We start from the raw sequence: 15773 nt of genomic DNA, 5'->3' as shown, positions 1-15773 counted from the left end.
CTTGCTCCGCCTGATGCGTCTATCCCGTAGACACTATGAGGTCTTGTTATATCGACCGCAACGGGGAATCCTACCATTCCATTCCTGCAATAAAATCCTGTTGAACCGCTGAGGGTAGATGCTGTGAGACTTACGTTTATGATCCCTTCCTGTTCTACCCATCCATTTGCGTGTATTTTTACATGCCAGTCTCCGCTGTCATACTCCTCCACAACCGGATTGGTCAAAAACAGCTGCACCAACCTATTAAGATTTAGGACCCCCCCCCCCCGACAAATCAATGCCTGCAGCCTGGGCAGCTGCGATGGTTTCATCTGAAATGAGGTTTGCCCAGTTCGAATTTTGGGTATTCTGGAATTTAAGCAATTTGCCTAACACGGTAGCTACTGTATCGCCGCTTTGGATATTTAAAGCCTCAGCGGCTTCGGCAAATGTAACGATCTGCGCATCTAAATTTTCGACCGCTCCGGTTTCGCCTTTTTCTCCCTTCGGGCCAGTTGGGCCGGTCGCTCCTGTGTCTCCCTTTGGGCCTTTGATATTGCCGGTGTAGACCCACTTCGCCGTGCTGGCCGGACCGGCTACCGTGCAACGATATGTATTCCCCGTACTGGTATTAAGATAACAGTCATCCACAATTGCGGCTGTTATGCCGCTGCCGGAAAAGATTGTCGCTGTTGTTGAGGTCCCTGTAATCTTTGTTCCCTGCGTCCAGTGTGTCCCCCTTTGCCCCTGCGGGCCAGTGCCTCCGGTTTCCCCCTTGTCTCCTTTTGGGCCAGCCGGGCCAGTGCCTCCTGTATCTCCTTTTGGGCCTTTAATGTTACCGATTAATGTTCTTGCCATATTAAGCTCCTTCCGTTACAAAATAAAGTGTTCCGTTATCGAGTTCAAACTCCGGTGCTGTACCGCCGTCTGCATAATTCGACCAAAGATTCCCCTCCTGATCGACCGACATTGTAAAAAACGCATTTACGGGAGTCACGACACCGCTTTCACCGGGTGGACCCTGCGGGCCGGTGTCACCTTTTTGACCCTGTAGACCCTGAGCGCCATCTTTTCCCGGTTCCCCTTTCTCGCCTTTTTCCCCTTGAGGGCCTTGCGCACCGGTAAACTCTCCAGCCGCAAGCTTCCTTTCAATTTCATTTTTTACAAGCGTTGTTGCTTCTGTTGCGCTCTCCGCCGCTGCTGCATTTGTTTCAGCTTTATCCGCTGCTGTCTTTGCCCTATCTGCCTGAGCCTCCGCTGCAGTGGCAGCTGTTTCGGCCCGCCCTGCTGCTGCGGTCGCTCTCGGTATTGATTCTCTTGCTTCCATGATCAGGGCGTCCAGGACTCCGTATTCATCGCTACTTGCAACGGCGCTGTCCGATATGATATTTTGTTCAACATCGAAGATGAGCAGGAAGCTGACTAAAATCCCTCCACCCGTTCCGACGATTTGTATCTGTCCAACCTGCCGACCAGACTCCGCAAACATCTGTAAGGTTGGCTGTATCGTCACCACGTTACCGCTGTATGTGCAGTTGTTATAGACCTCCTTGCCGGATGGCTTTTTGATATAAACCCTCACCTCAGCACCGGATGGTATATTGTAATCTGCTAAAATCAGCTCAATTGGTATCGTGTTTGTACCCTGCACATAGTTGATTGGGTACGATATGCTTTTACTTGCGACAAATATTTGCACGGTTATTTTATCCATAAATTCTCACCTCCTATAACGCTCTTCCATTTATTGTAATTCTCCCTGGGTAAATTAACGTTTTATTACTCCCGCCATTATCTCGCATACTGAGACCAGCGGAGGATAATGTAATCGTATTGCCCCCAGGGTAGGTTAGTTCAATTGCGTTTGCCTGTCCTGCTTGTGTAACCTCAATTTTGATTTTTCCTCCCGTTATTATGATCTTCGTCCCGTTTGCCTCACTTATAATTGTGCTGCCGTTGATTGTTACGCCGTTTATCGTTGTTCCGGTTATGGTTCCGCCTGTTATGGTTGCCCCCAGGATCCTAATCGCTGCCAACGTGCCAGCGGTAATTAAATCTGCGCTAAACCCCTTTGCTGTACCAAAGGTTCGCCAGTCCCAGTCAGTTCCGTCTGCGGTCCGGGAATTGGCAATCTGAAAACCTAATGTCCCAAGGCACATAGCTCCGTAGGTCGAGCTTGCCGGGTTCAAATCCTCGAACAAAATTGCCCGAACATCCTGCTTTTTTGCGATTGTCTTTTGCACCCGCAGGCTGGCCTTCATGCCATCCACGATGCCCTGAATTTGCTGTGCGATTAATGAACCATCTTGCCGAATCGCACTATCAACCCGATTGAAGATAGAAGAAACATCCTGAAAGTAGTTATATTCAAAATCCCCAAGTACAACGCTTTCCGTGCGCTGTTTCAGGCAGTCGTAAACCATTTCAATCACCCGTGCATCTGTCTGTATTCCCAGCTTCCTATGTTTGCAATGCACCGTATCGCCCAGGCCAACCGTTTCAAGGATTTTATATTCCTCATACTCCACAGTGTTTTCCAATAGCTCCATATCTGCTTCTATGGTCACGGCGGGTTTGTCGATCCCGGCCGCAAATTCCGCATTGCACTTTTTCACAAGCTCTTGCCGTAGGACCGCCAGACTGTCGCAGACGGTAAGCCCATTTTCTTCGTCACCTTCGTTTGCGTCTTCTTTAAGCTTCACGTTTTCGTACTGGATAACTTTTGTGTGGATGACCGGGTAATGGTTGATCAGCGAAGAGTCTACCCACGGACTTTCTCCTTCCAGCATATGACCGTTGTAGGATTTAGGGATGATTCTAGTAACGACATTGTAATTATCTATCTCCTCCGAAAATCCGTCCGCCTTAATATTTTTTCCATATAGGATTTGCACCCCTTTATCACTTCCGATTTGTTTATTCACATGGACCGTGTAATTATCAAAGAAAATTTCACCGCCCCAGCGGTTCACGAAGGAGTTTTCATTATCGCCGTTTATTGCCTCGATTAAGTTTATGGTTTGATAATAGGCCGTTGATAAACCCGATATATCCGACACGCCTTTATACTTGCTATTCGCCGTCATAAGGTCAAGCGCCTCTTGTCCATCTTTATTCGTCGGCCGCACATCGATTAGGAAGCAATCTCCCAGGGCATCCATAAAAATTGGTTCCGCAGTAGCTTCTACCATGTTATCCCGCTTCACTTTTTTCTTTATGCGATAGAGTTGTTCGCCATTATAAAAAGGAGCTTTAATAACAGCTCCCTCTTCAATGTATTTCCACCGATTTAACTGTGCCTCCCCAATTTTCTCCGTGATCACCGGATGCTCCAGTTCCATATACCAAGCATCATTCATTTTCGCTTTAATGTGGCATTCCGTTGGCATGAGTATCATATCGCCATTTTTCTCATAATCAGTATTTCCTGCACTATAAATTTGTATCATAAGCACCTCCAGTTTGGTATAATTTTTACATTAAACCCGTCTGAAGCATATAACGAAATATCTCCTGGTTTTAGTCTCCCGTCTTCGTAATATCCATAGACTTGTGCATTGATCAAGGTCCCGTCTTTCCTATATGCAATCATTAAATCTGTATCGATCACAGCATTTTGCCCTACATTGATCGCAAGTGTTTTTCCATTAACATCGATAGCGCAGATTCCCTCACCTTCAATCATGTAAATTGGACACGATAGGTCGTAGGGGTTATAAGTGACCTCTTCAATGGCTCTTTCTCTCATGCCGCTTTTTAGGTACATGTATGGATCGCATACGAACGTTGCCGTAAACTTCCCAATTTCGAGAGATGTTCTTTCATTTTCAGAAAGAGAAACATTTTTCACTCGGTAATAGAATTGCGCATCATCTGAGAGTTCTAATTTTCCAGCACCTTGCAGCCAATTTTTGCATTTTCTAAAGCATTGTTGCCATTCCGTCTCTTTTGCCATAAAATTCAGCTCAATACTGATTTCGATATTTTTATATGTTTTTTGGTCCTGTGTGATCGCGCCATCCCTACCTGGAATCTCAATGTACTCCACATTTCTCTCTGGGGCTGGAATATTGGGTCGTTTTACTACCAGTACCCCATTATGGTAACCTGTCTTTCCTTTAAACGTTATATCATACATATCCTTTCCCTCTGCTTCCTTGTCTTTGGCTCAGCGAAACCCTCTTTTCGAGCATCTGCCCTACTTTTCTTCCGTCCATGATAACATCCCCACCTTTGATTACGATTTCTCCGCTGTATGTTACTGCAGCAGCCGAAACCATTTCCGGCATTGTTTCATTAATTGTGCTGTTAATCGTACCCGATACCGCTCCGGCCGCGGCCTTTATCTTATTGATATTATCGTAGATTCCTTGAGCAAGTCCTTCCATCATATCTGGCATCCACGTTTCATAATCCCTTAACGGTCCTTCATCTGGACGTGAAAAATGTAATAGACTCCGTATCTGGTCCGCTATGCCTTTGATTGCGTTGATGATATGTCTAACCCCACTCATAATTCCATCCTTTAGACCATCAATAAAATCCGAACCCCATTTGAAAGCGTCTTTTGCTAATCCAACAATAAAATCTTTTGCTGTATCAAATGGACTTTTTATTATATCTGCCACTTTACTTATTGCACTTTTTATTCCGTCACGCAGGCTTTCAAAAGCTGTAACTGCTTTTGTTTTGATCGCATCTGCAATGGTTGTCACAACGGATTTAATTCCATTCCATATCGAAGAAAAGAAGTCTGATATGCCTTTCCATATTCCTCTCCACCATTCAGGTATCCCATCGAAAAACTGTTTCACCGCCTCCCATGCTGTCAATATGCCCGATGAAACAGTTTCCCACACACCTTTGAACCATTCAGAGATAGTACCCCAGTTCTTTATAATTAGGATAACTGCCGTTACAGCTGCTATCACGCCGATAATAATCGGCAATGCTCCCGATATTGCCGGCAATATCGTTGATGTTATCAATGGACCAATCTTTGCGAGTACACCTATAATTCCAGATAGATTCAGCGCTGCCATGACAGGTGCAATTTTTGAAATCGCAACAATCAAACCCATAATTGCCAGAACCGGTGCCTGAACGATCATAGGCAATTCCGAAAACTTTTCGATGATTTTTGCAATTACATCGATTACTGGGGACATGGCCACCGCAATGTCAGCAATCGACTCTCCCAGCGGAGCAATCGCATCCTCTACCTTTCTTGACGTTGCCTCCATCTTCTGAGCAGTAGTGGTAGTATCGTCTTGGAACTTTTCGGCTTTTCCTGATACATCGTCATATGTATCTCCGACACTGGTCAAAGATTCAATGAATGTTAAATTTCCATCTTCGGCCATTGTTCCAAAAGCGTTTGCAGCCATATTTAAAGCGTCCTGTTGATTTGTTGTGTTTGAAATATCAGCAACGATCGAATCAATGACATCTTTCTGTGTTGCTCCTCCGTTTTTCCATGCAGCAAAGACGCCCTTTGTTTTCGAAGAAAACGCATCCATATTATCTTCAATCGTTCCATCTGCCAGCCTAGTGGTCACTTCATTTATGGCATCATTGACTTTGTCCAGATTGTATGCGCCGCCTTCAAGTCCATTTTTTAAAAGCTGGAAGTATTCGCTCGTGGTATACCCAGCTTGTTCGAATTTTCCTCCATATTCGGATATGTTATCACCAAGTTCGTTGGTCTTGTCCAGTCCGGTCTGTGTACCTGCAACCAAATAATCCATCGCTTCCGTCGCTGATAGTCCAAAATTTTTCATCAGAGAGTTGACCCCTCTCAAGGACTCCGACATATCAATTCCATACGTCTCTTCAAGAATCAGTCCTTGTTCGGTTATATTCTTGAGATCTGTATCGTTGAGATTTTTCAGATTATCTTTAACTAAGATAACTGCTTCGGCTACAGTATCCATCGATTCACCGACGCCATCTTCATATACGCTTTTGATTACATCTGCATTTGTCTTTGCCGCTTCTCCTGTTTCATCGAACCTAGCATTAACTTTAATCGTTGCTGACTCCACTTCTGCAAAAGACTCCACTGCGGATGAGCCGATCTGTGTAATCTTGTCCCCAACTCCCTCCAATTCTTGTGCAGCGTCCAAAAGATTTCCAGCAGAAATTTTTTTATCAATGTTTTCCAGCTGATCTGCCGTACCCTTTGCTGCATCAGCAAGGTTAGAAAGTCCTGTGACCGCATCCCTTGTTCCTGCATCCATTTCATTCAAAGCGGTCTTATTTGCATTGATTGAATTCTGCAGAGTGTTCATGTAGTTCTCTGTCTCATTCATTGCTACTTTGAGTTTTGATACACTCTCGGTTTGTTTGTTAAATGCGTTCTCGGCTTTCAGCGCCTCATCAGAGTTCTTTCCTGATTCTTCTACGGTTTTCTGATATGCGTCCGCAAGGTCTTTGAGTTTTTCAGACTGCTTATTATATTGTTGCTGTAATATATCCGCCTTTTGCTTCTGAACATCAAATTGTTTTTCAAGGACCTTTGTTTTTTCAATTAATGCCTCCTGGCCATTTTCATTTTCAGCAAATTTGCTTGTCAAGGCTTTCATTTCGGATCCATACTCTTTCAAGCTATTATTAATTTGCTTAATTTGATTATTAAATTCTTTTTCACCTTGTATGCCGATCCTTGGGCCGATATCATATGCCATATTTTTTACCTCAACTCAACCGGAATGCTGGAGTATGTTCTCTTTTCTCTGATTGCTATGTTCCCTTCTGCCGCAAGATACAAATCAACTAAGTCTGATAGTTCTCCAATTGGCATGCAGGAATATTCCAGCGTCTGCATTCCTATTTTTCTACCCCATATGTCAAACCAGGCGAGAGTATTTACTCCCGCCTGGTTTTTACGTTTTTTTTACTTGATACCGCTTCTATATTTTTCTGATTTCCCGCCTCAATGCACTCCTGGATTTTTTCTTTTATCATTTCCATATCCGAAATCCCGATTGCGATTTCCAGGATATCAGTCGGAAGCGGCGTCCATTTCCCATCAATGATCGGGGCATTCTCTGGTGGTGGTACATCTTTTTCAAAGTAATTTTTATATGCGCACCCTTGGGTAATAAGCAAATCTAATATAGAAAGAAGCATTTCAATTGCTTTTTCATCCTGGCCGTTTTGAAGAGAGGCGTTTAGTTTGTCTGCTCCGCCATACTGCTGCATGATTTTCTTCGATGCCATCAATGAAAAAGACATTGGATATTGTTTTCCTGCAATCTCAATGTTTACGACTTTTCCCATTTGCTACACCTCCAGGTTCTGATCGCCTTGCGGCGTTACTTGCTCTGCTGCGCCAAGCACTGCCATAATGTACGCTTCAGCTCCCGCTTCTGTGTCATACATTTCTTCCGGGCTGAATTGCCACGGATGATTATAGTTTTCATCTACTTGATCCGACCGCATGACCGTTGCGGTGATTTCCTTAGTCTGCCATTCGATTTCACCTTCTCTTGTCTTTGCGGCTAAATTCGGATCACGAAATCGAATCTTCGCAAGCACAATCGGCAAGTATTTTGTGATATTGTCGATCTGATGCTCCTCTATAATACCAAAGCCAAGATATGGAGCTCTTGCATCATCATCGTGCACAATTTCTTTTATCTTTGCGCCACCGACATCTCGTTCTACAGATTTAAGGCCAACGATTTTCATGGATAATTTTGGTTCCATGTCCGCTGTAGTTATTGTGAGCGCCGCAGTGCTGAAAGTTCCTGCAGCCTGTTCTTTGACCTTATTGTCCGCATATAGATCGTTATCTTCCCCACTTTCTATTTCTACACCGTATTCTACGGCACAATCGGCTTTATACGGATTGGAGTATGTTACGTTACCAGCTCCATCGTGGTTATATTCCGCACAAATTGGTTTCGATACGCCTTTAATTGCCATTTTATTTCCTCCCTACTTTATAATTTCACTGCAGGCCAAGTCAATCTCCTGGCCCATTGCATTGACTGATTCTTTTTTTACTTTATTGATCGCCTTTCTTACAACTGGATTTTTCTTTCGGAACGAAGTTCCGCTTTCAACCGATCTCATCAGCATTTGGTTTGGAACGCCTTTTGGATACTTCTTTGTTTTGATGCTCCCATATCCATCCCAACCAATCTTTGTTGAGATATAGCCTTTTTTGAATTCCTGAATCGGTGCTGTTCCCAAGCTTTCAATCAAGTCGCTTTTTTGTTTCCTACTTACCCCATTGACCGGATGCTCCGCCGATCCATAGCTGTCATCTACTGGCAGCGAGCGCAGTCCCGCCTTTATAGCATCTGCTACGGGTTCTGCTCCTTTATATACTGCACGTTTTATAATTTCTTCTGACGCTTTCCCCATTCGGTCTATTTTCAGCGCATATTCGTCCAGTCCTTTCACTGTTATAGACGCCATTATGTTACCTCCCACACCCATTCATAGTGGATATATCCTGTTTCCTCTTCATATTGCACGGAATTCAAATAGAAAGAAACCCTGGCTTTGTTCAACGCTTTTTGGATTTCTTCGATCCATGGATCATTTTCTATTTTTGAAAAGAGATCAATGGTCCCCTGGATCGACTGCTCTATTTTATAATTGTCCGCCTCTACGGAGCTTCCTTCACTATCCTCTGCCCATACAATGTACCGCTCCATATCGCCCATTTTTTCGTAATGAAACACCTGGTCCGTCACGGTCAAGAGTGCTTGTTCAACTATCTGTAATTGCATACTTTTTACCGATCCTTTCCAATGATAATACCGTGATCCGTATCCCGTCATCGTCTTCCTGATGTTGCGCCTGTAATATCTTGTATTGCAGACCATCTTCTAATACGCAAATGTCCTTCGTGGAGATGCTGCGATCCTGATACATATGGACAGATTCATCTGCCTGATCGTCCGCGCCTTTTGCTTTGTAATATCGTGTCAAACCAACTTTTTCAAAACCAAAATAAGAAGAGAGCTTATGATGTAAACTCTCTTCCGGCTTTTTCCCTGGCTTTGATGCATTCTCCACGGAATAGATTTTTAAAATCCCATCATCGAATGTCGCTGCCATTTATCCACCTGCTTTCTGGCTGAACAGTGTGATATTCATAGCATATCGCAAGTGGCGCGGCATAGCTGTTTCACTTCCCGCCCTTTTACGAAATAGATACGCTGCATACATTGCGACCAGCCCATCACTTTCTATGTCTCCCTCAGTCAAAACAATTCCCTCTTTCTTGATCAAACCATCGGCCATCTCAATAAGCTGTAGTAGGTAATCATCCTGTGATGTTGTAAGCATCTGCAGATCATTCCGCAGCATTGCCAACCTTGTAGCTCCATTCATGGCCTGCCTCCATTACTCTTTTACCGCCACGGATGTAGAACCGACTTTTACAGCTTCGCCACCATCCAGTTCAACAACCGTAATTACAGTACCAGGTTCTGCTTCAATGTCTGATATTCCGTCCCATCCGGTCCATCCCTTTCTAATCCGTTCTCCGTTCCTTACCCGTTCCGGAGCATTGAGTACCTTGTATTTATAGGTGTTCCCCGCTTCAACTTCCGGTGTTACGGTAATTTTCGTTGTCCCTGCATTTGTCCCGGCAGCGGAAGCAATCGCCAGCAATTCAATTTCCTCATTTGCGCGGTCCGGCTTGAAGTCTGCGATTGTGGCAGCGTCCACATTTTCGATGTTGATCACAATGAAGGCATCCGCAATCACCGGCATCCCATCATACCTTGCCGTACCCTTGAATACGGTCTGATCTTCCACGAACTTATACTGATCGGATACCGCAACGGATGTTCCGGCTCGTTCTGCCAAGAAATAGCACTGCCCATATCCTCCCACAATATCACCATCATCCATGAAATTCAGAATCACGATTTCACCGTTAATAAGCGGCAATGTTCCGTTTACCGACGCAACAAACGTTCCTGCCATATTTACCGTTACGGATTTTGATAGAATTGTTGCGTAAGTCAGCTCGTTCATTGCCCAGAACTTTTCTCCAGTCGCATAGTCGGAATTTGTAGCCGCCGTGTGAAGAATCAGCCGCGAATAAAATTCCGCACCATTCAGAGCCGCATCCATCTTTTTGATATTTGTGCTATGTAAATCTTCCCACTCCGGCGCCTTATCCGGGTAATCAGCCGGTTTTACTGTCTGTGCCAATCTGGTCGCAATTCCCATTGGCATTTTTACACCAGAACCATAAAGGATTGCTTTATCAATTGCAATACCGATTGCCTGTCCAATCCCAGCAATCACTTCTTGTGCCAGGTTTACATCGTTATCCTCCAGTGTCGCATTGCAGATTGGAACAAACCCACCGACCTTATATCCGTCAACTTCCACCTGCCCAAACAGGAAGTCTAATTCATTGAGCGTACCACATGCTTCCGTCCATACCGCTTCCGGGATTTTTCCCATGATGTTCTGTCTTGCTTTCCCAGGTACCGGGCGCATTCTGACTTTGCTGATCAACTTCGAATATTTCTCGACGTTTTCTTTGATCAGATCCAGCATCAGCTCTGGGATTATCAGTTCACTTCCGGAAACGGCCCGTTTCTCCTTTCCGATCTCCCTTAACCGCTCTAAGAATGTTTTTACCTCTTCATTTGCAAAGAACGCCGCTCTTTCCTGCCTGCTCATTCCAAAAAACTTTTTCATTGATCTTCCTTCTCCTCCTTCATGTGATCTTGCTTCTCCGTCCGAACCATCCCCAGTATCTCCAGCTGGATCTGCGGTCGGTTCTTTCTCCTCTTCCGCCTTGATTGCCTCTTCAATCTCCTTGATATCATCTTCCAGCGCACGGATTGCTGTTTTCAGCGCTTCCTTTTCTTGTTCTAATTCTTCTGCGGATTTCTCCACCGCTTCCTGATCTTCTGCAGGTGTATCCTCCCGGATTTCATCAATTGCTTTTTCCAGCTCTGTTTCTCTGGTTTTCAGTTCCTTTTCTTTTTCACGCTGTACTTTTAGCTCTGCATTTTTTGCCTCTAACTTTTTTCTCAACAACAATACTTTCAGTGCCATGTTATCCTCCTATTTTCTTTCGCATATTCTGTTTCCAGACTTCCAATCTTCGTTTTTTTACATCCTGCAGCTGCGCTTTTCTTGCAATCACAGCCGTATCCTCATAGGCCGGAAACGTCACGACGGAAACTTCATACAGTTTCACTTTTTTGATTGTCCAATGCACATCTCCCGTCGTATCATTCACTTCCATATCTTCATCTAAAATGTCAAACCCGAACGAACACTGATCAACGTCACCACGTTTCACACGTTCATAAAGATTCATTGCATCACTGTCTTTTGGATTGGCCTTGATTTCTCCATATAGGCCGCGTTCATCTACTTTTAATTCCAATGTTCCGGCCTTCGTCCTACCAAGAACCAGCGTCGTATCATGGTTGATCAATGCCCGGATATCTTCTCCCATTGTTTCAGCAAATGCGTTCGGATCCACACTCTCCGTTGCACCTGGCCACAATTCGTAATTTGTACCAAATACGGAAAAGTACCCACTGATGATAAACTCCCCGGTTTCTATTTCCCGTGTCTGCGGCTTTGATAGGATGCTCCGAACTTGTCGTTTAGTTCTCTCCATTTTCTCCATCACCTCCTTGCAATAGTTTTTTCTGGTCCCCGATCATTCCCTGCGGAATATAGTTTTCTAAGATGATTAATTCGTCCAGACCTTCCTTCGGTGGAAGGTTGATCCAATCCCTTACTTCATTTCCTGTCATGATCCCGCGTGTGTACATATTTGCCCCGACCGTCGAAAGTGTATCGATATCATACGCATAAAGGGACCGGACGTTGAATCGAAAATACCAGTCTGGCTGAATCAAAAGTTTCCTTGTCAGTTCCATTTCGATTGCATTGCAGATCAGCCGGATCCTGGTATTGATAAAATTGTTCCATTCCTCCCGCTTGTATTCTCCCACGCCAACTACAAAAGGCGGAACGTCCAGAATAGCCGCCACCGTCCGTTTGTCCAGCGTTACTGCATCAGACAGCGCAAGATCATTCAGTGAGAGCGGCCGCACTTCCTGGATATCAAATTGTTCGGCCGGAATCATCCACGGTTCTCCCGCCTCGCTTGATTCAATATATTGTTCCAATAGTTTTTTCCGACCCGCTTTGTTTGAAAACTCATCATTCAGCCCATCCACTTTTACAATAATTGACGGTTTCCACTTTGATTCCATGAAACCTTTTTGGGTTTTGCTTGCTTGTTTCAGGTTCTTTGCGATGTCTTTCAACGCTACCCGGTAGCCAGTCCCTTTCCAGGGGTAATCCGTCCCGGGGTTGATTACAAAGTGCAACAATTCATCTGTGGCATATTCCTTGCCATCATACAAAATTTTATAGCCGAACCCATCCGAGAGAAATGCTGCATGTTGCGGCTGTAGCGGAATCAGATCGCCGATCATCCCTCCCTGACTCTGCGGATATACAACGCAGTTTCCATCACCTTCTAGGAGAAGAATCCGAGTAATCACCGAAATAAAGGTTTTTCGTGTCATGTATTTGTTTGGATTAATGTCTACTTTCCGTGACAGTTCATTTTTGATCCGCACATCCCCGTTTTTCGAATTTCCCATCAGATGTATGCTCATAGAACTAATTAGGTCAGCAATTTTATTAATCGCGCTAACGATCTCCGGATTATCAGAGAGTCTCGTATATCCTTCACAGCATAATGAATCGTATCCACCTGTGCTGCAAAGCCAGGCCATTCCTGATTGGTTCCTCTGCTGTGGTTCCGCTCTTGCTTTCTTTTTTTTCGCCAATTCTTCCTCCTACTCCAGCCACTCACTGGCTTTTTGATACTTTTCCAGATCGACCATCATTTGCTTGCATGCAATAACGTCTGCATCAAATAAATCAATTCGCAGCTCCGGTTGAATTTTTTTATACCGTATGAAATCATCACTGTCCTCAATGGCCGTTACATTGCTAATACAATACTCATATGCTTTATTCCCGATATAATAAAAACGTTTTCGCATGATCTGTTTCTCGATCTCACGAAACGCCTCTGTTTTTTCAACATACCGCTGTGACTGGTCCTTCACCTTGAAACCTGCTTTTTTCATTTTCAAGATAAATTCCCGCGAATATTTCCGGTCGTATCCGGTCCACTTGATCCGGAACCCCATATCCCGCATTTTTATGAACCATTTCACGACCTCTTCATATTCAATGACTTCATCGTTACAAAGCGTCAGCCAGTCTTTTTCTTTCCACCAAAAGAACGGAATATTATCTTCATCCGCTTTTTGATATGCTGCGGTGATCGGGATAAATCCATGTGTGATTGCAATATCTACTCCCTGGTATCTTCCATGGAGCGCCGCACCGGTTAGGTCGTACATCTTTGAGAGGTCCGCACCTCCATACCATTTGATCGGCAGTTTTGCCAGCTCTTTCAGTTTCCAGTTGTATTCAGAATCCGATTCTTGTAGCTTTGCAATATCAAAATATGCTTTCATGGATGATGTGAATACATTTAGTGATTTTGCAAAAAAATCCTTACGCAACTGAGGATCGTTCTGGGCCTGAAGCGCATCGTTCAAAATTTCTTCCGGTCGAATGGATTCCCCATAGGCTGGGTTCGCCATTTCTTGCACTTTCGGGTTCGTGTAATCAATCACCCCATTTTCATCCGGATCCGCTTCACAAAGAAAAATAAACAGTTGTTCATCCCGTATCGTTTTATCCAAGACTTTTTTAGCGTAATTCACTCTTCCCGCTAAAAAACTCATCGGATCATCTCCAGCCGTCGATATACCGATCATCAATTTATTTGTGTATGCTTTCATCGCATCCTTGAATAATGTGTACTGCTTCGGTTTTTTGAAAGCGTGCATTTCATCCGCGATTGCAAAGTTGCAGTTGAACGAGTCTTGCGCATCCGGGTTTGATGCCAGCGCGATCACGGAGAACAATCCATCCCCAATTTCGGCACTGATGGAGTGTTCGTTGTTATTGTCAATGATTCTAAAATTATCCTCTTCCCCCATATTTCGAATGTTGTAATTGATAAAATCAAAGGATTCCAACGCCTGTTTTAATGCCGCTGCGATAATGTAAATCTTGCTGCCACTTTTTCTATATTTGATTCCCAACGCATAAGCTAATGCGCCCGCAAAACTTGTTTTGATATTTTTTCTCGGAATGAATATCAGGCACTCGGTAAACCTCAAATTATTCGTTCCTGCATGTTTAAATCCGACCAGATTGTATATATTGAATTTATGAAAAGGCAACAAGTGAAACGGTTGCCCTCGAAGTGGTGTTCCGTCAACTTTTTCTCCCTGCTGATGGCAAATTGTCATTTCGATTAAGCGAATAATAAATTCCGCATCGTCCGGTATAAAATCATACGCTGGATTTTTTAAATCATCCAGAAAGCGCTGGCAGCCCTTAACTCTATAGTTGTTTGCAATAATTTTTCCGGAAACAATATCTTTCGCATACTGCATTACCTCTTCATAATGCTGATAATTATCCACCTAATTTCTCAATTGCCGCCGCCAGCTTCCCGCCCCCAGTTTTATCAACCATACTTACTTTTATCATTTTCAACCCTCGCGGTGTTAATCCAAATATATTTTCCATTTCCATCAATTCCTTTCGAAGTGTTTCTAAAGAAAGATAAAGTGCGGTTTTTCGCATGTTTTTTGCCCCGGCCTTATTGGTGTATTCTTCTGTAATTTTACAACCCTCTTCATGCCAGCGTTCTGTTAATGCGTCAAATTGCATCCGCAGTTCTGCATATCGCATGATCGGAGTTTCGAATTCTTTCTTGTATGTGTGGAGTGCCTCCATTTTTCTCTTTGTATCGTTGAAAATCTTATTTCGTTTCCTGGTTATTTTTGCTTTGTCGCTTGATCCGCTCATGATTTTATCCCCCTTTTTCAAAAATATCGTGGAGATGGAAAAACCTACCCTCCCCAGTAGATCAAATTTTTTTCTTGAGGTTGTGATCAGGGGGGGATATTTCTTTCATCAACTTCATTCCAATCGGAGTCAGTTTTCCAGTCTTACGATTTTCCACCTGATTGTGAGAAGCAAGGCTGAGACTGATTAAATTCCAATCGCACCAGGCATATTCAGGATACATTTCTGCCGGGTAAATGTGATGCACGACTGTCGCTTCTTCAATTTTTCCGTATCGCTTTGCCAACTGACAAATATATTTATCTCTGCGTAATATCTTTTTACGTTTCTTTTTCCACTTTGATCCGTAATAATCAAACATAATTTTACCTATAACAAAAGACCTTGCTGTTGCACAAGGTCTTTTCAGTGTTTCAAATATACTTTTCGCTAATATCATTATAGCATCGGAAAAATGTTAATTGGGTTAATCTTTTATTTTTTTGAAGAAATCATTAATAATCTGTGTGACTCGGGATCTGCTATACCCCATGTGCGCAGCTATACTCTTATGGGTCATTCCGTCAACGAATCTCATTTCGAGTATATTTCTTTCATCCCCCTCTGGCAAACCTGTAATCCATTGTTCCGTCTTTTCTATTGATTCCTCAAGTTCTAATATTCTTTCTTTCAATTCAGCAGCTCTCCTGTCTACCGCCTCACTGTTGTAGCCTTGTATTTTTACAATCGGTCCTTTTCTAGCGTCTCCCACTCTGGCCGTATCTCCTACATACTCCACTCTCAGATTCTCTAAACGTTTGATTTTATTATTTAGTTCCCGTTTTCGCACGAGGTTTAATTCCAATTCTTCCCTGGTCATTTCTTGCATT

Annotated in this window: 19 protein-coding genes; all 19 read right to left on the bottom strand. The window is 43.7% G+C overall.

What is annotated here, in order from left to right; genetic code table 11:
* Positions 1–227: hypothetical protein (locus tag LG211_RS19330; RefSeq protein WP_269478250.1), on the bottom strand; the 227-nt coding region annotated here is incomplete at its 3' end.
* A 19-nt stretch (positions 228–246) separates the two neighbouring features.
* Positions 247–840: a collagen-like domain-containing protein gene (locus LG211_RS19325; RefSeq protein WP_269478249.1), complete on the bottom strand. Its 594-nt coding sequence runs from the start codon at positions 838–840 to the stop codon at positions 247–249.
* 1 nt (position 841) lies between these two features.
* On the bottom strand, positions 842–1696 hold the full coding sequence (locus tag LG211_RS19320) for a collagen-like triple helix repeat-containing protein (RefSeq protein WP_269478248.1): 855 nt from the start codon (positions 1694–1696) through the stop codon (positions 842–844).
* 13 nt (positions 1697–1709) lie between these two features.
* Positions 1710–3431 carry a phage tail spike protein gene (locus tag LG211_RS19315; protein WP_269478247.1) on the bottom strand — a complete coding sequence of 574 codons (1722 nt, stop codon included), beginning with the start codon at positions 3429–3431 and terminating at the stop codon, positions 1710–1712.
* Positions 3428–4120, bottom strand: a complete 693-nt coding sequence (locus tag LG211_RS19310) for a distal tail protein Dit (protein WP_269478246.1) — start codon at positions 4118–4120, stop codon at positions 3428–3430. Before LG211_RS19310 ends, LG211_RS19315 begins: the two co-directional genes overlap by 4 nt.
* The gene (locus LG211_RS19305) at positions 4113–6668 is read right to left on the bottom strand and encodes a phage tail tape measure protein (RefSeq protein ID WP_269478245.1); all 2556 of its coding nucleotides are present in this window, start codon (positions 6666–6668) and stop codon (positions 4113–4115) included. Before LG211_RS19305 ends, LG211_RS19310 begins: the two co-directional genes overlap by 8 nt.
* A gap of 181 nt (positions 6669–6849) precedes the next feature.
* On the bottom strand, positions 6850–7263 hold the full coding sequence (locus LG211_RS19300; RefSeq protein ID WP_269478244.1) for a hypothetical protein: 414 nt from the start codon (positions 7261–7263) through the stop codon (positions 6850–6852).
* Between the two features lie 3 nt (positions 7264–7266).
* A complete protein-coding gene (locus tag LG211_RS19295) occupies positions 7267–7911 on the bottom strand; it encodes a hypothetical protein (protein WP_269478243.1) in 645 nt (214 codons plus the stop codon).
* Between the two features lie 12 nt (positions 7912–7923).
* Positions 7924–8409 carry an HK97-gp10 family putative phage morphogenesis protein gene (locus LG211_RS19290; protein ID WP_269478242.1) on the bottom strand — a complete coding sequence of 162 codons (486 nt, stop codon included), beginning with the start codon at positions 8407–8409 and terminating at the stop codon, positions 7924–7926.
* A complete protein-coding gene (locus LG211_RS19285) occupies positions 8409–8726 on the bottom strand; it encodes a hypothetical protein (protein ID WP_269478241.1) in 318 nt (105 codons plus the stop codon). Before LG211_RS19285 ends, LG211_RS19290 begins: the two co-directional genes overlap by 1 nt.
* Positions 8707–9057, bottom strand: coding sequence for a head-tail adaptor protein (locus tag LG211_RS19280; RefSeq protein ID WP_269478240.1), 351 nt, complete (start codon positions 9055–9057; stop codon positions 8707–8709). Before LG211_RS19280 ends, LG211_RS19285 begins: the two co-directional genes overlap by 20 nt.
* The gene (locus tag LG211_RS19275) at positions 9058–9333 is read right to left on the bottom strand and encodes a hypothetical protein (RefSeq protein WP_269478239.1); all 276 of its coding nucleotides are present in this window, start codon (positions 9331–9333) and stop codon (positions 9058–9060) included.
* Between the two features lie 12 nt (positions 9334–9345).
* Positions 9346–11025 (bottom strand): phage major capsid protein, encoded by a 1680-nt coding sequence (locus LG211_RS19270; RefSeq protein ID WP_269478238.1) that lies wholly within the window; start codon positions 11023–11025, stop codon positions 9346–9348.
* A gap of 1 nt (position 11026) precedes the next feature.
* Entirely contained in the window at positions 11027–11602 is a 576-nt protein-coding gene (locus tag LG211_RS19265; protein ID WP_269478237.1) for an HK97 family phage prohead protease, read from the bottom strand.
* Positions 11589–12791 carry a phage portal protein gene (locus LG211_RS19260; protein ID WP_269478236.1) on the bottom strand — a complete coding sequence of 401 codons (1203 nt, stop codon included), beginning with the start codon at positions 12789–12791 and terminating at the stop codon, positions 11589–11591. The genes LG211_RS19265 and LG211_RS19260 overlap by 14 nt, the downstream gene beginning before the upstream one ends.
* Before the next feature lie 9 nt (positions 12792–12800).
* The gene (locus LG211_RS19255) at positions 12801–14516 is read right to left on the bottom strand and encodes a terminase large subunit (protein ID WP_336246093.1); all 1716 of its coding nucleotides are present in this window, start codon (positions 14514–14516) and stop codon (positions 12801–12803) included.
* Positions 14509–14904, bottom strand: a complete 396-nt coding sequence (locus LG211_RS19250; protein ID WP_269478235.1) for a P27 family phage terminase small subunit — start codon at positions 14902–14904, stop codon at positions 14509–14511. The genes LG211_RS19255 and LG211_RS19250 overlap by 8 nt, the downstream gene beginning before the upstream one ends.
* Positions 14905–14965: 61 nt before the next feature.
* Entirely contained in the window at positions 14966–15343 is a 378-nt protein-coding gene (locus tag LG211_RS19245; protein WP_269478234.1) for a hypothetical protein, read from the bottom strand.
* A 27-nt stretch (positions 15344–15370) separates the two neighbouring features.
* On the bottom strand, positions 15371–15772 hold the full coding sequence (locus tag LG211_RS19240; protein WP_269478233.1) for a sigma factor-like helix-turn-helix DNA-binding protein: 402 nt from the start codon (positions 15770–15772) through the stop codon (positions 15371–15373).
* Position 15773 lies beyond the last annotated feature (1 nt).

Origin of the sequence: Hominibacterium faecale (assembly GCF_020734085.1) — a bacterium.
Taxonomy (GTDB): domain Bacteria; phylum Bacillota; class Clostridia; order Peptostreptococcales; family Anaerovoracaceae; genus Hominibacterium; species Hominibacterium faecale.
The sequence above is the reverse complement of the archived record's forward strand: the minus strand, read 5'-3'. Positions and strand labels throughout refer to the sequence as shown.